This window comes from Stenotrophomonas sp. GbtcB23 (genome assembly GCF_019091045.1).
Lineage (GTDB): Bacteria > Pseudomonadota > Gammaproteobacteria > Xanthomonadales > Xanthomonadaceae > Stenotrophomonas > Stenotrophomonas rhizophila_A.
The window spans coordinates 31,195-50,668 of sequence record NZ_JAGXKC010000013.1 but is presented as its reverse complement, the minus strand read 5'-3'; the positions used below and the strand labels follow the sequence as shown (position 1 = coordinate 50,668).

General features: G+C 67.3%; 14 protein-coding genes. 8 read left to right on the top strand and 6 right to left on the bottom strand.

The genetic code is table 11. The annotated features are described in order from the left end of the window. Positions 1–149: 149 nt before the first annotated feature. The gene (gene tdh / locus KVS69_RS07585; protein WP_210131951.1) at positions 150–1,172 is read right to left on the bottom strand and encodes an L-threonine 3-dehydrogenase; all 1,023 of its coding nucleotides are present in this window, start codon (positions 1,170–1,172) and stop codon (positions 150–152) included. Between the two features lie 345 nt (positions 1,173–1,517). On the opposite strand from tdh, the gene KVS69_RS07580 reads away from it, so the two are divergent. The 7 genes from KVS69_RS07580 to KVS69_RS07550 all read left to right on the top strand — a co-directional run bounded on the left by KVS69_RS07580 (position 1,518) and on the right by KVS69_RS07550 (position 10,526). Beyond that, positions 1,518–3,683: a S46 family peptidase gene (locus tag KVS69_RS07580; RefSeq protein ID WP_217537654.1), complete on the top strand. Its 2,166-nt coding sequence runs from the start codon at positions 1,518–1,520 to the stop codon at positions 3,681–3,683. 566 nt (positions 3,684–4,249) lie between these two features. After that, positions 4,250–4,894, top strand: a complete 645-nt coding sequence (locus KVS69_RS07575) for a histidine phosphatase family protein (protein WP_068849534.1) — start codon at positions 4,250–4,252, stop codon at positions 4,892–4,894. 60 nt (positions 4,895–4,954) lie between these two features. After that, on the top strand, positions 4,955–6,229 hold the full coding sequence (gene folC / locus KVS69_RS07570; RefSeq protein ID WP_217537653.1) for a bifunctional tetrahydrofolate synthase/dihydrofolate synthase: 1,275 nt from the start codon (positions 4,955–4,957) through the stop codon (positions 6,227–6,229). A 101-nt stretch (positions 6,230–6,330) separates the two neighbouring features. Next, entirely contained in the window at positions 6,331–7,356 is a 1,026-nt protein-coding gene (locus KVS69_RS07565; RefSeq protein ID WP_217537652.1) for an SPOR domain-containing protein, read from the top strand. Positions 7,357–7,371: 15 nt separating this feature from the next. Continuing rightward, positions 7,372–8,169: a CvpA family protein gene (locus KVS69_RS07560; protein WP_217537651.1), complete on the top strand. Its 798-nt coding sequence runs from the start codon at positions 7,372–7,374 to the stop codon at positions 8,167–8,169. A 29-nt stretch (positions 8,170–8,198) separates the two neighbouring features. Then, positions 8,199–9,665: an amidophosphoribosyltransferase gene (gene purF / locus KVS69_RS07555; RefSeq protein WP_068849542.1), complete on the top strand. Its 1,467-nt coding sequence runs from the start codon at positions 8,199–8,201 to the stop codon at positions 9,663–9,665. A gap of 72 nt (positions 9,666–9,737) precedes the next feature. Continuing rightward, positions 9,738–10,526, top strand: a complete 789-nt coding sequence (locus KVS69_RS07550; RefSeq protein WP_217537667.1) for a ferritin-like domain-containing protein — start codon at positions 9,738–9,740, stop codon at positions 10,524–10,526. Between the two features lie 257 nt (positions 10,527–10,783). Here the strand turns inward: KVS69_RS07550 and KVS69_RS07545 are convergent, their stop codons facing one another. Further along, positions 10,784–12,271, bottom strand: coding sequence for a DUF2235 domain-containing protein (locus KVS69_RS07545; protein WP_217537650.1), 1,488 nt, complete (start codon positions 12,269–12,271; stop codon positions 10,784–10,786). A 218-nt stretch (positions 12,272–12,489) separates the two neighbouring features. On the opposite strand from KVS69_RS07545, the gene KVS69_RS07540 reads away from it, so the two are divergent. After that, positions 12,490–13,746: a zinc-dependent metalloprotease gene (locus KVS69_RS07540; RefSeq protein ID WP_217537649.1), complete on the top strand. Its 1,257-nt coding sequence runs from the start codon at positions 12,490–12,492 to the stop codon at positions 13,744–13,746. A 47-nt stretch (positions 13,747–13,793) separates the two neighbouring features. Here KVS69_RS07540 and lpxH read toward each other — a convergent pair whose 3' ends face one another. The 4 genes from lpxH to KVS69_RS07520 all read right to left on the bottom strand — a co-directional run bounded on the left by lpxH (position 13,794) and on the right by KVS69_RS07520 (position 19,419). After that, on the bottom strand, positions 13,794–14,534 hold the full coding sequence (gene lpxH, locus KVS69_RS07535) for a UDP-2,3-diacylglucosamine diphosphatase (RefSeq protein WP_093533243.1): 741 nt from the start codon (positions 14,532–14,534) through the stop codon (positions 13,794–13,796). 163 nt (positions 14,535–14,697) lie between these two features. Further along, positions 14,698–15,237, bottom strand: coding sequence for a phosphatase PAP2 family protein (locus KVS69_RS07530; protein ID WP_217537648.1), 540 nt, complete (start codon positions 15,235–15,237; stop codon positions 14,698–14,700). Next, a complete protein-coding gene (locus KVS69_RS07525) occupies positions 15,218–16,354 on the bottom strand; it encodes a glycosyltransferase family 1 protein (RefSeq protein ID WP_217537647.1) in 1,137 nt (378 codons plus the stop codon). Before KVS69_RS07525 ends, KVS69_RS07530 begins: the two co-directional genes overlap by 20 nt. Before the next feature lie 146 nt (positions 16,355–16,500). Further along, positions 16,501–19,419, bottom strand: coding sequence for a TonB-dependent receptor (locus KVS69_RS07520; protein ID WP_217537646.1), 2,919 nt, complete (start codon positions 19,417–19,419; stop codon positions 16,501–16,503). Between the last annotated feature and the right edge of the window lie 55 nt (positions 19,420–19,474).

Below are 19,474 nucleotides of genomic sequence, written 5' to 3'. Positions count from 1 at the left end.
GTGCCTTTTTCGTACCGACCAACGGTCGGCACCTACCGCAATTTTCGTACCGACCAACGGTCGGCACCTACCGCAATTTTCGTACCGACCAACGGTCGGTACCTACCGCAATCTGGGAGGTCACGACCGTTGGTCGTGACCTCCCGGCATCAGTTCCAGCTCAGGACCACCTTGCCGGCCTTGCCCTGTTCCATCAGGTCAAAGCCCTTCTGGAATTCGTCGATCGGCAGCTGGTGGGTCATCACCTTGCCGAGCGGGAAGCCGGACAGCACCAGCTGGGTCATCTTGTACCAGGTCTCGTACATCTTGCGGCCGTAGATGCCCTGCACGGTCAGGCCCTTGAAGATGATCTTGTCCCAGTCGCAGCCGGCGCCCTTGGGCATGATGCCGAGCATGGCTATCTTGCCGCCGTGGTACATGCAGTCGAGCATGTCATTGAACGCGCGCGGGTTGCCGCTCATTTCCAGGCCCACGTCGAAGCCCTCCATGTGCAGTTCCTTCATCACGTCCTTCAACGAGGTGTTGGCCACGTTGACCACGCGGGTGGCGCCCATGTCGGCGGCCAGCTTCAGGCGGAAGTCGTTGACGTCGGTCACCACCACGTTGCGGGCACCGATGTGCTTGCAGATGCCGGCGGCGATGATCCCGATCGGGCCCGCACCGGTGATCAGCACGTCTTCGCCGATCACGTCGAATTCCAGCGCGCAGTGCGCGGCATTGCCGTACGGGTCGAAGAAGGCGGCCAGCTCGGACGGGATCTGGTCGGGGATCGGCCACAGGTTGCTGGCCGGCATCACCATGTATTCGGCAAAGGCGCCGTTGACGTTCACGCCGATGCCCACGGTATTCGGGCAGAGGTGCGGGCGGCCGCCGCGGCAGTTGCGGCAGTGGCCGCACACGATGTGGCCTTCGGCCGACACGCGCTGGCCGATCTCGTAGCCGGTCACCCCCGGGCCGATCTCGGCGATGCGCCCGACGAACTCATGGCCGATGGTCAGGCCTGGCTTGATCGTGCGCTGGCTCCACTCGTCCCACAGGTAGATGTGCAGGTCGGTACCGCAGATGGCGGTCTTCTCCAGCTTGATCAGGACCTCGTTCGGGCCCGGCACCGGCACCGGCACTTCTTCGAGCCAGATGCCCTTGGCGGCTTCACGCTTGACCAGGGCCTTCATTGTTTGCTGCGCCATCGGGGTGGAACTCGTCTGGGGGGAAAGGAGGAATTATAGGGCGGGGCGGGGGATTCACATGTTGCGCTGCCGTACCTGCCGGTAGCGCCGGCCGTTGGCCGGCTGCTCTTCATTCGGGGCCCATGAACGCCTGACGGGTGGCGTCGGTGGGTCTAAACGTCGGACGGATGGCATTGATCGGGTGGGCAACCGGGTTCGGACGCTTGCGCCGCGCTGCGCGCGGTGTCCGGCCAACGGCCGGACCTACGAAATGTTACGGGCACACCGGGATCCGGATAAACGACCCATTGGCCCGGCTACAATCGGCGGTTCTTTCACCAGGGGCCGCCCATGCGCTCGAACCTGCTTGCCTTCTCCGTCGTCGCCAGCCTTGCGCTGGTCCAGGCCGCCCATGCCGCTGAGGGCATGTGGGTGCCGCAACAGCTGCCGGAAATCGCCGGGCCGCTCAAGCAGGCGGGCCTGAAGCTGTCCCCGGAACAGATTTCCGACCTGACCGGCGACCCGATGGGCGCGGTGGTCGCGCTGGGCGGCTGCACCGCCAGCTTCGTGTCCCCGCAGGGCCTGGTGGTGACCAACCACCATTGCGCCTACGGTGCGATCCAGCTCAATTCCACCGCCGAGAAGAACCTGATCAAGGACGGCTTCAACGCGCCGGCCCTGAAGGATGAGCTGAGCGCCGGCCCGAACGCGCGCGTGTTCGTGCTCGACCAGATCACCGATGTCACCGACCAGGCCAAGGCCGCCATCGCCGCCGCCGGCAAGGACCCGCTGGCCCGCACCCGCGCGCTGGAAGCCTTCGACAAGGCGCAGACCGCCGCCTGCGAAGCCGATGCCGGCTTCCGCTGCCGCCTGTACAGCTTCTCCGGCGGCAACACCTACCGCCTGTTCCGCAACATGGAAATCAAGGACGTGCGCCTGGTCTACGCGCCCCCGGGCAGCGTCGGCAAGTTCGGCGGCGACGTCGACAACTGGATGTGGCCGCGCCACACCGGCGATTTCTCGTTCTACCGCGCCTACGTGGGCAAGGACGGCAAGCCGGCGGCGTTCTCGGCCGACAACGTGCCGTACCAGCCCAAACACTTCCTGAAATTCGCCGACCAGCCGCTGGGCGCAGACGACTTCGTGATGGTGGCCGGCTACCCGGGCCGCACCAACCGCTACGCACTGGCTGCGGAATTCAACGAAACCGCCAGCTTCACCTACCCGACCATCGCCCGCCACTACAACGCGGTGCTGGACCTGATCGCCAAGGCCGGCAAGGCCGATCCGGACGTGAAGGTGAAATACGCCGCCACCGCCGCCAGCATGAACAACGTGGCCAAGAACTACGTGGGCCAGCTGGAAGGCTTCAAGCGCATCGACGCGGCGGGCCAGAAGCAGGCCGAAGAGGCTGCGGTGCTGGCCTGGCTGAAGAAGCAGGGCGCTGCCGGCAAGCCGGCGCTGGCCGCGCACGCGCAGCTGGTCAAGCACCTCGATACCAGCAAGAGCACCCGCGAGCGCGATCTGTTCGTGGGTCAGTTCAACAACACCTCCGCCGTCGGCGCCGCGCTCGCCCTGTACCGCCTGTCGATCGAGCGCGCCAAGCCCGACGCACAGCGCGAAGCCGGTTACCAGGAACGCGACCTGCCGACCATCGAAGGCAGCCTGCGCCAGATGGACCGCCGTTACGTGGCGGGCATGGACCAGCAGCTGCAGCAGTACTGGCTGAACCAGTACGTGGCCCTGCCGCCGGCCCAGCGCACCAATGAGGTGCTGAACCAGTGGCTGGCCGGCAGTGATGCCGCCGCCGTGGACGGCCTGGTCAGGAAACTGTCCGGCACGAAGCTGGGCAGCCTCGACGAGCGCCTGACCTGGTTCAAGGCCGACCGCGCCGCCTTCGAAGCCAGCACCGACCCGGTCATCCAGTACGCCGTGGCGACCATGCCGGCCCTGCTGCAGCAGGAAGAGCAGAAGAAGACCCGCGAAGGCGAATCGCTGCTGGCCCGCCCGGCCTACCTGCAGGCCGTGGCCGACTACAAGAAGAGCAAGGGCGAATTCGTCTACCCGGACGCCAACCTGTCACTGCGCATCACCTTCGGCAACGTCATGGGCTATGGCAAGGACGGGGTGAACTACACGCCGTTCACCACCCTGGAAGGCGTGGCAGCCAAGGAAACCGGCGAAGATCCGTTCGATTCGCCCAAGGCCCTGCTGGATGCGGTCAAGGCCAAGCGCTACGGCGGGCTGGAAGACAAGCGGATCGGTTCGGTGCCGGTCAATTTCCTCTCCAACCTGGACATCACCGGCGGCAACTCCGGTTCGCCGGTGCTGGATGCGCACGGCAAGCTGGTCGGCCTGGCCTTCGACGGCAACTGGGAATCGGTCAGCTCCAACTGGGTGTTCGACCCGGTGATGACCCGCATGATCGCGGTGGACAGCCGCTACATGCAGTGGATCATGCAGGAAGTGGCGCCCGCGCCGCAGCTGCTCAAGGAGCTGAACCTCACGGCCAGGTAACGCAAGGGACGGCGCAGCCGTCCCTAACGTCGCTTGTCGACGGCCCGAAGGGTGCCCACTCCGGTGGGCATACCGTTGGTCGTTACACCGGTTAAAGAAACCCCGCGGCAACGCCGCGGGGTTTTTTTCGTGCTGGATCAAACGCGGCTGCCGGTGAATCGAGCGCCGGGGCGGCATACCCTTTCCGGCGAATGTCCCCCGGCGTCGGCCGGAGGCCGACACCTCCTCCTTTAATTCGCCTCCAAGGGTATGCCGCCCCGGCACTCGATCCACCGGCGTTGCACCGTGACGTCCGCTTTTCCCTGCCAACCGCAAGCCGAGCCCCGTCGCGGCCGGTAGGTCCCTGGCAAATTAAAGGAGGAGGTGTCGGCCTCCGGCCGACGCCGGGGGACATTTGCACAGGGGCCTGCCGGCCGCGGCGGGGCCCTCAACGCTCGCGATGAACCTGATCGAAGATGGAGGAAGAACCGTTTGCTCGGCAAGGTATGATGGCCGCTCCCCCCGATCATTCACATCACGTGAACGATTGCGACTGTTCTCCTCTCCCCCAAGGACCTCTAGTTCGCATGCGCATCCTGCTTGCCCGCCACGGCGAAACCCCCTGGAATGCCGAAGGCCGTTACCAGGGCCAGATCGATATCCCGTTGTCGCCGATCGGCGAAGCCCAGGCCCAGGCCCTGGGTGAACGCCTGAAGTCGGTGGACATCACCCGTGCCGTCGCCTCGCCGCTGTCGCGGGCGCAGCGCACCGCGCAGCTGGCCCTCGGTGCCGAGCGCGCCGGCATGCTGCTGACCGAGCCGGAACTGCAGGAAATCGCCCACGGTGAGTGGGAAGGCCTGCTGGCCAGCGAAATCAATGAAAAAGACCCCTCGCGCCTGCAGGCCTGGCGCGACGAGCCCGATACGGTGCTCATGCCAGGCGGCGAATCGCTGCGGCTGGTGCTGGACCGCAGCTGGCGCGGCCTGGCCCGCGCCGCCGAAGGGCTGGGCGAGCACGACACGCTGTTGGTCGTGGCCCACGACGCGGTCAACCGGGTGATCCTGTGCCGGATCCTGGGCCTGCCGCTGTCGCGGCTGTGGACCTTCCGCCAGGCACCGACCACGCTCAACCTGCTCGAAGGCGCCGACCTGGACAGCCTGGAAGTCGTGCGCCTGAACGACTGCGCGCATCACACGCCGTTCTTTGGTGAAGCGAAGCATCGGGCGTTGTGAGTTTTTCGGGTTGCCGACTGACAGTCGGCACTACATTTGCCGTTACCACGATTTATTGCCATGACCAGTACCCGCCCGCATTCCCTCGCCGAATGGCTCAGCTACATCGAGCAGCAGCACCCGGCCACCATCGACATGGGGCTGGAGCGCGTGCGTGCAGTGGCCTCCGCCATGGGCCTGGGCCAGCCGGCGCCGCACACCATCGTGGTCGGCGGCACCAACGGCAAGGGCTCTACCGTGGCCTTCATCGAGGCGATCGCGCGGGCGGCGGGCTGGAAGGTGGGCGCGTACACCTCGCCACACCTGCTGCGCTACAACGAGCGCGTGCGCATCGATGGTGAAGACGCCTCCGATGCGGCGCTCATTGCCGCCTTCAATGCCATCGAAGACGCGCGCGGCAATACCACGCTGACCTACTTCGAGTACGGCACGCTGGCCGCATTGCACCTGTTCGCGCAGGCCGGGCTCGACCTGGCCGTGCTGGAAGTGGGGCTGGGCGGGCGCCTGGATGCGGTCAACATCGTCGATGCCGACGTTGCGGTGATCACCACCGTGGACATCGACCATGCCGACTGGCTGGGCGAGGACCGCGAAGCGATCGGTGTGGAAAAGGCCGGCATCATCCGCGGCTGGAAGCCGGTGATCCTGGGCGAGACCGATCCGCCCTCCAGCGTGCTGGCGCGCGCCTACCTGCTGGGCGCCAATGCGATCCGCGGTGGCAGCGATTTCTTCGCCGATACCATCGACGCCCAGCACTGGTCCTGGCGTGACGTGGGCTTCCGCATCGAACTGCCGATGCCGGCGCTGCGCGGCCCGATCCAGCTGCGCAATGCCGCCTCGGCCATCGCCGCGCTGCGCGCGCTGGACAAACCGCTGCCGCGCGCGGCCATCGTCGAGGGCGTGGCCCAGGCCCGCATCCGAGGCCGCCTGCAGGCGTTCGAGCGTGATGGCGTGGAGGTGCTGGTCGATGTCGGCCACAACCCGCAGGCCGCGCGCGAGCTGGCGGCGGCCCTGAAGGCCGCAACGATCACTGGGCGTACCGTGGCCGTGTTCGCCGCATTGCAGGACAAGGATGCCGTCGGTGTGGTCGAGGCACTGGCCGACCGCGTCGATGGCTGGCACCTGGCCGGGCTGGAAGGGGCGCGCGCACAGAGTGCGACGGCATTGCTTGCCCGCCTGGCGGGCACCGCCGCCGCTGCGGCTGCCACCCATGACGACGTGGACACTGCGTTGCAGCAGGCGCTGTCGGCGGCCAAGGCCGGCGACCGCGTGCTGGTCTTCGGTTCCTTCCACACTGCCGCGCAGGCCTTGCTGTGGCTCGAGAACGCCCGCTGAGGCGGGCAACTAGCGACAACGTTCAGCCGTCTTCGACGCCGCACGCGCGCGCGCCCGTATAATCGCCGTGGCATTCCGCCGCGCCGCCCTGCCAGCCTTCCGTGGATACTCCTCTGAAACAGCGACTGATTGGTGCCATCGTCCTGGTGGCGTTGGCCGTGATTTTCCTGCCCATGCTGGTCAAGGGGCCTGCCCCTGACAGCGGCGTGGCCAACGTGCCGATCACTGCGCCGGACGCGCCGGCCGATGGCCAGTTCCAGACCCGCGAACTGCCGCTGGTGGCCCCCACCGGTGGCGCCACCGGCCTGCAGAGCGGGGTGTCCACCACCCAGCCGCTGCAGCCCGATGCAACCGCACCGGCCGAGCCGGCGGCCGCCGATACCTCGCCGGCGGTGGCCGCAGGCAACTATGCGGTCAGCTTTGGCGCCTACGGCAGCCAGGCCGACGCCAACGCGGTGATCGCGTTCCTCAAGAAGGCCCAGCTGCCTGGCTTCAGCGAACCGGCCACGATCAACGGCCGCCAGGCCTGGCGGGTGCGCGTGGGGCCGTATGCCGATCGCGCGCAGGCCGAAGCGGCACGCCTGGAAGCGGTCAAGGTGCGCAATGACGTCAAGGCCGAAGTGGTGACGCTGGACGCGCGCGCCGATACCGCCGTGGCTGCGGCCCCGGCGCCGGCCACCGCAACGGCACCGGCTGCATCCAGCGCCGCTGCCGCGCCTGCTGCCGCCACGGTGAAGACCGAAACGCTGCCACCGGAACCGGTGGCGGCCGCCAAGCCGGCGCCGAAGCCGGAGGCCCCCAAGCCGGAGCCGAAGCCGGCGGCGGCCAAGCCCGAACCCGCCACCGCGGCCGCCAAGCCCGTGGCCGTGCCGACCGCACCGGCGGCCAGCAGCGTCGGCTTCGCCGTACAGCTGGGCGCGTTCGGCCAGGCGACCGAAGCCAACGCGCTGCGCGACAAAGTGCGCGCGGCCGGCTTCAGCGCCTTCGTGGAGCAGGTACGTACCGACAAGGGCACGCTCAACCGCGTGCGCGTCGGTCCCGTCGCCAACCGTGCCGAGGCGGAGAACCTCAAGGCCCAGGTTGCGTCGAAGGTCGGCGTGGCCGGCATGGTCCGGCCGCATCCCTGATGCGGCCCCCCGCACATGATTGATTTCGTGCTGCTGGCGGTGATCGGCATCTCGACCCTGCTCGGGGTCATGCGCGGATTCGTCAGCATCGTCATCAGCACGTTCTCGTGGCTGCTGGGCGGCTGGGCCGCACTGATGTTGGGGCGCAGCGCCGCTGCGTGGTGGTCGGCGCCGGCGGCGCCGGGCACCGGCCACTATTTCGCCGGCTACCTCACCGTATTCCTGCTGGTCATGGTCTCGGTCTGGGCGATCGGCCTGGTGATCCGCCAGGCGGTGCGCTCGACCAGCCTGAACGGCGCCGATCGCATGATGGGCGGCGGCCTGGGCCTGGCCCGGGGCGGCCTGATCGCCTGCGCGCTGCTGCTGCTGGGTTCGTACACCCCGCTGACCCGTGAAGCGACCTGGCGCGAGTCGCACCTGCGCGCGATGCTCGACCCCGGGGTGGGCTGGATGCAGGCCAAGATGCCGCGCATGCCGGAGCTGCCGCAGATGCCCAACCTGAAGGACATGCAGGGCCTGCAGGGGCTGCCGACGGCGCTGCCGGAGGTGAACATGGCGCAACTGCCCATCGGGGAGTTGGGCAAGCCGGGCGCGACAGGCGATAATGGCGTCCTTGGCCAGTTGCTGGGTGGGCGCGGATGGCCGCGACCGCTGGATGAGACCCCGCAGCAGGCGGTGGACCCCGCCGATGTGTGGGCCAACCAGGCACGGCCAGGCTCCCCCCAGAACATCGACCCGGCGCTCGTGCGCCCGGACGACACCGCTCCGGCACGGAACGGTTCCCCCGGCCAGGCACGGCCACCTTCACAGTAGATGGGCCCAGCCCAGCGGAGATTCGCACCATGTGTGGCATCGTCGGTATTGTCGGCAACCAGAACGTCGCCGGGCAGTTGTATGACGGCCTGACCGTCCTCCAGCATCGTGGCCAGGACGCGGCAGGCATCGCCACCGCCGATGGCACCCGGCTGCGCGTGCAGAAGGCCAACGGCCTGGTGCGCGATGTGTTCGACGCCAAGACCATGTCCACCCTGGAAGGCCGCGTCGGTATCGCCCATGTGCGCTACCCGACCGCCGGTTCGGAAGGCATGGACGAGGCGCAGCCGTTCTACGTCAATTCGCCGTACGGCATCGCGCTGGCCCACAACGGCAACCTGATCAACACCGAGGCGCTGCGCCAGCAGGTGTTCGAACAGGACCGCCGCAACGTGAACACCGATTCGGACAGCGAAGTGCTGTTGAACGTGTTCGCGTTCGAGCTGGACGCGCAGCGCCAGCTGACCCCGGAAGCGGCGATCCGTGCGGTGGCTGGCGTGCACCGCCGCTGCAAGGGTGGCTATGCGGTGATCAGCGTGGTGCTGGGCCTGGGCCTGGTCGCGTTCCGCGACCCGCACGGGATCCGCCCGCTGGTGCTGGGCAAGCGCGCCCACGCCGAAGGTGATGAGTACATCGTGGCCTCCGAATCGTCGGCGCTGGACGTGCTGGGCTTCCAGCGCGTGCGCGATGTGCGCCCGGGCGAGGCGCTGGTGATCACCGCGCGTGGCGAGCTGTTCTCGGAAGTGTGTGCCGAGCCGGCCGAGCACAGCCCGTGCATCTTCGAGTACGTGTATTTCGCGCGTCCCGATTCGATGATCGACAACGTGTCGGTGCACAAGGCGCGCATGCGCATGGGCATCAAGCTGGGCGAGAAGATCCTGCGCCTGCGCCCGGACCACGATATCGACACCATCATCCCGATCCCGGATACCTCGCGCGATGCCGCGCTGGAAATCTCCAATGTGCTGGGGGTGAAGTACCGCGAGGGCTTCATCAAGAACCGTTACATCGGCCGCACGTTCATCATGCCGGGGCAGGGTGAGCGGGTGAAGTCGGTGCGCCGCAAGCTCAACCCGATCCACCTGGAGTTCCGCAACCGGGTGGTGCTGCTGGTGGACGATTCGATCGTGCGCGGCACCACCAGCCAGCAGATCGTGCAGATGGCGCGCGACGCCGGTGCGCGCAAGGTCTACCTGGCCAGCGCGGCACCGCCGGTGCGCTATCCGAACATCTACGGCATCGACATGCCGGCGGCCGAAGAGCTGGTGGCGCACAACCGCAGCGTGGAGGAAATCGAGGCGCACCTGGGCTGCGACTGGTTGATCTACCAGGACATCGAGGACATGGAAGCGGCGGTGCGCGAAGGCAACCCGGAGCTGAAGTCGTTCGATTCGTCGTGCTTCAACGGCGTGTACCCGACCGGTATCGAGCCGGGCTATTTCGAGCGCATCCAGCAGTTGCGTTCGGACGATGCCAAGCACAAGCGCCGCGCCTGAGGCCTGGCGGTGAGCGCGACGTTGCCGCGGGACGAGGCGGCCGGTGATCTGCTGCGCGCGGCGCAGCAGTGCATGGCCGAGGCGGACCCGCTGCGCAAGGTGGCGCTGACCCAGCAGTACGCGGCGCAGTTCCGCGCGGGGCAGTTGAAGGTGCGCGCGGATGCGCCGCCGCCGGAGCCGATCCGGATGCCGGGGCGGCCGTCGCAGTTGCAGCTGGTGCATCCGCGCGATGTACCGCGGCGGGGCTTGGGCAATGCGGAGGGGCGGGCGGCGTTCATCCATGCGATCGCGCATATCGAGCTCAATGCCATCGATCTGGCGTGGGATGCGGTGTATCGCTTCCGCGGGCTGCCGGGGTCGTTCCATGCGGACTGGGTGGGGGTGGCCGACGATGAGTCGCGCCACTTCCTGCTGTTGCATGGGCGGTTGCAGGCGCACGGCCACGACTACGGCGATTTCGCCGCGCACAACGGGCTGTGGGAGATGTGTGAGAAGACGGCGCACGATGGCCTGTCGCGGATGGCGCTGGTGCCGCGGGTGCTGGAGGCGCGCGGGCTGGATGTCACGCCGGGGATGATCACCAAGCTGCGTTCTGCCAATGACCATGCTACTGCCGATGTGCTGGAGATCATCCTGCGCGAGGAAGTGGCGCATGTGGCGGCGGGGACGCGCTGGTATCGCTGGTATTGCGAGCGTGCGGGTGTGGAGCCCCGGGCGCGTTTCATCGCGCTGTTGAAGGAATATGCCAACGGGTTTCTATATGGCCCGTTCAATCTTGAGGCGCGGTTGTTGGCTGGGTTCGAGCAGGATGAGCTGGCGGACCTGATCGAGCAGGCGGGTCGTACGCCTTCAAGATCGTAGTGCCACGCCATGCATGGCTGCTCTCCGTTCCGGCGTCATGAACGCGTAGTGCCACGCCATGCGTGGCTGCTCTCCGTTCCGGCGTCATGAACGCCTGAGACACGGCTCCGGACACTCCTGACGCCGGACAAAATGATCGACGCGGAAACGATTCGCCTTCGGATGCTTGTGCCGCGCGTTGCGCGGTTGCCACGCATGGCGTGGCACTACGAATTGCTACGTGCTTGCGGCGGCTTCATGCTGGGAATCCCGCCGCGCTAAACGTTCCGTAACACTACGCGTGTTCCGTCTTCTGTTGGCCGGTTGATGTAAAACAATCCCGGCCCGGGCCGATACGGCAATTCGCGCGTTGCATCGTCGGCGGCATACAACAACGCGGTGTCGCCGAGCGCGTCGAAATTCCAGTGTGCTGATTGCATCAGGTAACGCTTTCGCAACAGCCGTTCCTGCGCTGCATCGAGTGCTTGGCCTGCCAGCAGGCGTGCGGCAATGGGCTTCAGCTCATCCGGCAGCGCCATTGCCGGATCCGCATCCGGCGTGCGTGCCCACATCACGCCGGCGGCTGCCGCGCGCTGGTGGATGAGCCGCAGTGCGACCAGCTGGTAGCGCCAGTCGATCTCCCGCTTCAACACCACTGCGGCATGCGCGAACAGCACCCATTGCGGCAGCACGCTGTCGCTGCCGGCCACGCGCATCTGCTGCCAGCGATGCCATACGTCGACCCAGACGTTGTCCTCGCCCAGGCCCAGTGCGGCCTGCCATCGCCGGCAGGCGGCCTGCGCGCGTGCGTAGACCTGGGTGCTGCGCAGCAGGGCCAGCGGCGGGGTGGTGGTGTCGGGTACGTCGTGGGTGCGGATGCGCTGGCCCTGCGGGCGGGTGAGTAGTTTTGGCCCTTCGATGCGCTGGTCGTAGCCGCCGCCGATGTTGGCGTGCACGCCGGGCAACGCGATCTCTTCGTGTTCGGGCGCGACGGAGGTCAGTGCGAAGTAGTGGCGGTGCTCGTCGCGCGCTGTGAGCTGGACCACCTTGTCGGCGCAGCCGGCGGGCAGGGTGACGTGGGGCAGTTCGTCGCGCTGGCGCGCGTCGATCGCAACCACGGTGTCGAACAGGCCGACGAAGCGCACCGGGCGGATGGCAGGGGCCGATGGCAGTGTCCAGCCGGTGCGGCGCAGCTGTTCCTGCAGCCAGAGGCGGCCGTCGGGGGCGTTGAGCCGGTTGATCGCGTCGCGCGCGGAGGCGGCGCCGCGCGAGAAGCCGAACAGGTCCAGGCGGACCGCGGTCAATGCGTGGGGCGGCAGGGTGCTGGCCAAGGCGCGCAGTGCTTCGGGCAGGCGTACGTCGAGGGCGCGGTGGACCTTGGCTATGACGCCGCTGGGGCCGATGCCGAACGCCAGCCCCATCAGGTCGTCGTCCTTGCCGGTGCGGGTGCCGGCGCCTTCGATGTAGATCGCCAGGGACAGCGTGCCGGGCAGTGTCGGCGTAGTCCGCCGGTGGTCGGGGTAGAGCGCGTGCAGTCGCGCGATGTTGGTCAGTCCGTTGCTGAAACTGCTGGTCAGGCGGCTCTGGTAGGGCGACGCGTCGTCGGCCAGGACGGCGGGGGCGGGTGGGCGCGGTGCGGGGGTGGTGCTGCCGGGGGGGCGCGAGGCGTGCAGCAGGTTGTCGGCGTTGTTGCGGGTGCCGTCGAAGAACAGGCCGATCTGCAGCGTGACCGGCACGGTGGTCGTCGGAGTGGGCTGCCCTGCCATGGCCTCGGTTCCCCTGTCGATGCGCGTTTAAGGTAGCGCGAAAGCGACACAGGCGCGACGTAACTGAACCGCTGTGGCCGCCGGTCACAGTTCGGAAATCTCATTGGTGCGCTCTATTGAATTCACGCGATCGATTGGCGCCAGATGGTGTGGCCTGCCGACAGGGGCGGTGGCGCGAACACGTTCACTTCCGAAGTTCACTCAACGAGAGAGGCGACATGATGTCCAGTTCGATGAGAAAGACCGCAGGTGCGATCACGTTGTTCCTGGCCGCCGTGGGTACGGCGGCGGCGGCTCCCCTGTTCCAGCCGGTGACGGTGTTGAGCCGGGCCGCTGCGGCCAGCCAGCCGGCCGCGCAGGCGGTGTTGTCGGCGCCCTCCAGCGCCGCCGTGCAGGAAGTCCGCGTTGAGGCCGGCGCGGTGGTGGCGGCGCAACGGCAGCTGGAGTTCGAGCTGCTCGGCACGCCCGTGCAGGCGCTGCAGCAGCGGGTGGAGAACCTGCCCGATGGCGGCAGCATCTGGTACGGCAGCCTGCAGAACGCGGGGTCGAAACTAACCCGCCAGGCCGGTACGCAGGATCCGGGCAACTCGGTGATCCTGGTGCGCAATGGCGATACCGTCACCGGTTCAATCCGCAAGGACGGCACGCTGTACCGGCTGCGTCCGCTCAGCGATGGCCGCCATGTGCTGGTGCAGGTGGATGAGTCGCGCATGCCGGCCGAACACCCGGCCGACTACAACACGCTGCCGAAGATCGAGATGCCGGCCAGTGATCGCGCCGGCATTGCGGCGGCCTCGTCGGGCACGCCGGCCACCATCCGGGTGCTGGTGGTGGCCACCAACGCGGCGGTGAACGCCTATGGCGGCAACATGCAGTCATTGGTGCAGCTGGCGGTGGCCGAGTCGAACCAGGGTTACACCAACAGCAACGTCGGCATCACCATGCAGCTGGCTGGGTACCAGGCCGTGGCGTACACCGAGACGGGGAATTTCAGCACTGACCTGGCACGCTTCCGCTCGACCAACGATGGCTACATGGATGCCATCCACGCCACCCGCAACAGCACCGCAGCCGACGTGGCAGTGCTGATCATCAACAACAGCAGCTACTGCGGGCTGGCATCCGGGATCGGCTCGACGGCATCGAGCGCTTTCGCGGCCGTGTATTGGGACTGCGCTACCGGCTACTACTCGTTCGCGCATGAGATCGGCCACCTGCAGAGCGCGCGGCACGATATCGCCACCGACTCCAGCACCTCGCCGTATGCGTACGGCCATGGGTATCGCTACCAGCCGGCCACCGGCGCGCGCTGGCGCACGATCATGGCCTACGACTGCACCTCAGGCTGCCCGCGCCTGAACTTCTGGTCCAATCCCAACATCAGCTACAACGGGATTCCGATGGGCATCGCCTCCAGTGCCGACAACCAGCGCGTGCTGGTCAACACCAAGGCAGCGGTCGCCGCGTTCCGGTAATCAACAAGGCACGCGGCGGATATGGATCCGCCGCGTGCTGGTTGGCGTCAGGCCAGCGAATCCAGCGTCCACCCCTGCGGGGTGACCCGCAGTACCGAGCCCTGTTCGTACCAGTCGCCCAGCACGATGCGCGTGCACGCGCGGCCGCCGGCTTGCAGGCTGTGGATCGCCGGGCGGTGGGTATGGCCATGGATCATGGTGTCCACGCCGTGGCGCACGAACGTGGCGGTGACCTCATCGGGCGCCACGTCGGTCACGGTCTCGAAGGTGGCGCGGTCACCCTGTTTCATTTCCGACTGGCGCGCCTGGCTGGCATCGCGCGCTTTCTGCGCGAAGGCGATGCGTGCGGCCAGCGGCTGGGCCAGGAACTGCGCCTGGAACACCGGGTCGCGGGTCTGTGCGCGGAACTGCTGGTAGGCCACATCATCGGTGCACAGCAGGTCGCCGTGCTGCAGCAGCACCGGGGTGCCGTACAGGTCGATCACGCTCGGGTCGGGCAGGATGCGGAAGCCGGCGCGACGGGCGTAGTCTTCGCCCACCAGGAAATCGCGGTTGCCGCGGATGAAGTACACCGGCACCCCGGCGTCTGCGACCGCCTTGAGCGCGTCGGCCACCGCATCGGCGGCGGGGGAGGGGGTGTCATCGCCGATCCAGGCCTCGAACAGGTCGCCCAGGATGTACAGGGCATCGGCCTGCATCGCCTCGCGGCGCAGGAAGTCCAGGAACAGGTCGGTGATGGCTGGACGGCTCGGGTCCAGATGCAGATCGGAGATGAACAGCGTAGTCATGCCGCCATTGTATTAGGTTGTCCCGGCACCGCGCAGACACGCATGGCGTGTCCCTACAAGGCGCCCGATCCCCCGCCCGGGGCGACCACGGATCGGGCGACCAAGGATCGTAGTGACACGCCATGCGTGTCAAAGCCATGACCCTGCGCACGTACACCCGCAATCAAACCGGCAACGGCAACCATTGCAAACTGGCGCCTGCCAACGCCGTGGCAATCGCCGTGGCGGCCAGTACGTCGCTGGGGTAATGCAGCCCGAGCACCACCCGCGACACCCCCACCGCCGCCGTGAACGGCACCAGCACCGGCGCCAGCCACGGGTAGTAGGCCAGCGCCACGATGGTGAACGACACCGCATGCAGGGTGTGCCCGGACGGGAAACTGAATTCGTCCAGCGGCGCCACCCAGGCACGGATGCGCAGGTCGGCCGCATAGGGGCGGGGGCGCCGGGTCCAGCGCTTCAGGCTTTTGTACAGCAGCAACGCCATCAGGCCAGTAGCGGCCATGTGCAGCGACGCGCGCAGGCCATCGAAGCCGTCCAGCAGCACCAGTGCGCCCATCAGCGCGTACCAGAACACCCCGTCGCCGAGGCGGCTGACCATCGAGAACGCGCGGCGCACGCGGCGGTGCCGGCAATAGTGGTTGGCGCGTCGGCACCAGCGGGTTTCGCGCCCGCGCAGGGCATCAAGCGGCGTGGTCCGCATGCGACCTCCGAGCACTGGCCAGTTCGGCAAGCAGGGCCTCGAACTCGGCCACGACCTGCTGCGGATGCAGCCGCGTCATCGCCACGGCCGCATTGCGGCCCAACCGGTCGCGCTCGGCGTCATTGCCGGCCAGGCGCACGGCCGCATCGACGAAGGCGTTGTCATCGTCCACCGCTACCCCGTTCTCATCGGTGCGCAGGTGCTCGCGGGCCGCGCCGTAGTCGAATGCCACCGTAGTCACGCCACTGGCCATCGCTTCCAGCGTGACGTTGCCGAAGGTCTCGCTGCGGCTGGGGAACAGGAACAGGTCGCCGCTGGCGAAATGGCGCGCCAGCGCATCTCCGCGCTGCACCCCACAGAAGATGAAGTCCGGGTTTTCATGGGCCAGTTTCTCGCGGGCCGGGCCATCGCCCACCCACACGAAGCGGGCCTTGGGCCGCACCTGCTGCAGCCGGCGGAACGCTTTCACCGCCAGCGCCAGGTTCTTTTCCGCCGCGATGCGTCCGACGTAGATCGCCGCGAAGCCGCTGCCGTCGATGCCCCATTCCTCGCGCAGTGCCGGGTCGCGCCGCGTCGGCTCGAACTGGCTGCTGTCCACCGCGCGCGCCAGCAGGCGCACCCGGTCGAAGCCCTGGTCGCCGAGGAACTGCTGCAGCTCCTGGGTGGGCACCAGGGTGGCATCGGCCTGGTTGTGGAAGCGCCGCATCCAGCGCAGGGCGGCGGCCTGCAACCAGGCCACGCCGTAGTCGGGCAGGTATTCGTCGAAGCGGGTGTGGAAGCCGGTGGCGACCGGGATGCCCAGGCGCCGCGCGGTGCGCAGTGCCGACCAGCCCAGCGGGCCCTCGGTGGCGATGTAGATGGCGTCGGGGCGCTGCTGCTGCCACTGCCGGGCGAGCCGCTTGGGGGCCGGCAGGCCGAAGCGCAGGCCGGGGTAGCGGGGCAGCCCGGCGCCCTGCACCAGCAGCGCGCCGCCGGCATCGGTGTCGTCGGCCTGGCGCGGGCGCACCAGGTCCACCTCATGCCCGGCCGCGCGCAGTCCCTGTTCCAGTCCCTGCACGGTCAGGGCAACGCCGTTGACTTCGGGGGGATACGTTTCAGTGACGATGGCATAGCGCATGGCGGGCCTCCGGTTTGAAGGCATGCTCGGGGCTGGCGATGTAGCCGACATGACATCGACATGACCGGCACATGACGCCGCGCCGGGCACAAAAAAACCACGGCCCCGAAGGGCCGTGGTCATCGTGCATCAACCGCGCGGGGCGATCAGAAGCGCTGCTGGTACTTCATGTAGATGAAGCGACCGATGTCGTAACCGCCGTAGTACGAGAAGGCCGAGTTCGGCTTGCTGTACATGATCGGGCCCAGCTTGTCGAAGACGTTGTTGGCGCCGACCGACACGGTGGCTTCCCACGGCAGGTTGTAGCGGAACTGCAGGTCGTGGAAGGTGACCGAACCACGCTCGTTGTAGTTGCGCGAGCCCTTGTACCACGGTGCGTACTGGTTCGGATCCGAGCACTCTTCCGGGTACAGCGCGATGTTGGCGCACTGCTCCTTCACCCCGGAGTAGTAGCGGGCGGTCCAGCTCATGCCGAAGTTTTCCAGGTCCCAACCCAGCACCAGGTTGGAGCGGACGCGGAAGCCGCTGCCGATGCCGTTGGTGGGGGTCGGCACGACGCTGGCGTCATTGGTCGAACGGTAGATGTTGCTCGACACGTAGGTGGTGGCCGAGTTCAGCGAGAACTTGCCGAAGTCGGTGTCCATCCGGTAGTTCAGGTCCAGGTCGTAGCCTTCGGTTTCGAGGAAACCGGCGTTGCGGTTGCCGAACTTCAGGTTGGTCACGATGCCGGTGACCGGATCGCGTTCGAAGCGCGAGCAGCGCGCGTCGATGCCCTGCTCATAGCAGTCGATCAGGATCTGGGTGGGGGTGTCGGCAATGATGGTGTTGTCGATGCGGATCTTCCACCAGTCCAGCGAGGCGTTGAAGTTCTGGATGAAGCCGGGGCTCCACACCAGGCCCAGCGTCTTGCTCTTGGAGGTTTCCGGGGTCAGCGTCGGGTTGGAGCCGGAGGTGAACGGCACCGGGGTGGCATCGGTAGCCACGGTCACCGGCGTGCCGCCTTGGCGCAGCTGGCGGAACGTGGCGGCGCTGGCGATGTCACGCGAGCAGCGGGCGCGCACTTCGGCGCTGGTGCGCGAGGAGCCGAACACGGTGTCGCACGGATCGCTGAACTGCGCGAAGGTTTCCGAACCGCCACCGAACAGGTCGTTGATGGTGGGCGAACGGAAGCCTTCGGCCCAGGTACCGCGCACCATCAGCGAGTCGATCGGCTTCCACTTGAAACCGAACTTGCTGTTGAGCGTGTTGCCGAAGGTGTCGTAGTCCGAGAAGCGGGTGGCGCCGTTGAAGGTCAGTTCCTTCGCGCCGGGCAGGTCGGCCAGCACCGGGATGTTGAGCTCCAGGTAGGCTTCGTTGACGGTGTAGTCGCCACCGGTCGGGCCGGCGGCCAGGTTGGTGGTGGCACCGGTCTGGGCCAGCGCATCGGGGGTGTACTTTCCTTCTTCCTTGCGGCTTTCAACGCCGAAGGCGAAGCCAAGGTCGCCGGCCGGCAGGGTGAAGATGGAACCGGCGATGTTGGCGAAGAAGTTCTTCGAGGTGGTGCGGCCCTTGGTGGTTTCTTCCGGGAACAGCCAGGCCTGCAGCTCGTCATTGCCATACAGGCCGTTCGGCGCGGTCACGCCGTACGCCACCAGCGGGTTCCACGGCTTGCACACGTCGAACGAGATCGGGGCGGCGGCGGTACCGCACTGCACCTGGCCCTGCGCGTTGAGGAACGACGGACCCACGCCGCCGGCGACACGCGCCTTGTGCAGGTTGCCGGTGGCCACCGATTCCAGTTCATTGCGGTTGTACTGGTAGCCCGCTTCCCAGTCGAAGTAGTGCTCGCCGATGTCGAACGAACCGTCGAACGAGGCCACCGCGCGATAGGTCTTCAGGTTGCTGGTGGTCACGCGCGGAACTTCCCAGGTACGACGGTTCCAGGCCACCGCGGTCGGCGTGGCATAGCCGTGCTGGTTGCCGAACGGATTGAAGTAGCTGTTGATCGACATCGAGCCGACCCCGGCGGTGCTGGACTGCAGCGGGTAACCGGCGATCTGGCGGGTCGACTCGCGCTCGTTGTAACCCAGCTCGGTGCGGAAGTTGATGCTGTCGGTGATCGCAAAGCGACCATCGAAGTACACCGAATCGCGCTTGAGCGGATACATCACGTGCATCTGGTCGTTGGCGTTGCTCACATCACCGGTGAACGGGGTGGTGTCGGTGCGGTGGTAGTTGCCCGGCAGGGTCGGGTCCGAACCACGGTTGAGCGAGTAGCCGCAGCCGGCAGTGGCGGTGCAGCCCGGGCCGCGCAGACCGGTGATCTGGCCGTACTGGCTGATGGTGGTCCAGTTGCTGGAATCCAGCGGGTGGCGATCGGTCATGCCGTACTGGCTGAAGCCACGGTCGCGCGCCCACACGCCCTTCTCTTCAGCATGTTCGGCCGACAGGGTCAGCGAGATGCGGTCATTGCTCCAGCCGGCCACCACGTCGAAGCGGTCGCGGGCGCCGTCGCCTTCGCTGTACTGCCCGTGGTAGACGTTGGCGGTGACGCCGGTGACATTGCCGCGGGTGATGATGTTGACCACGCCGGCCATCGCGTCGGAACCATAGATGGCCGAGGCGCCGTCCTTCAGCACTTCGATGCGCTCGACGGCGGAGACGGGCAGGGTCGACACGTCCTGGTAGCCGGAGGTGCTGATGCCAAGCCGCTTGCCATTGACCAGCACCAGCGTGCGCTGGGTGCCCAGGTTGCGCATGTCGATATAGGTGCCGCCGGCGTTCTCACCGGCGGTCAGCGCGTTGGCGCGGCTGATCGTCGGGCTGCCCATGGCGGTCACGTTCTGCAGGATGTCGGCGACCGAGCTGAAGCCCTGGCGCTCGATGTCGGTGCGGCTGATCGCAAACACCGGCTGCGCGGTTTCCACGTCCACCGTACGGATGCGCGAACCCGTGATCTCGATGCGATCCAGGTTGGTGGGGTTCGGCGCGTCCTGTGCCATGGCCGGGGCGGCCACCAGGCCAGCGGTACCGGCGACCAGGGCATAGCGGATCGCCTGCCCGAGTACGTTGATGCGTGAAGTCATTTGGCTCTCTCTCTGGTTCAGAACTGAATCAAAAGAGGTCGGCGGGGTCCCAAGT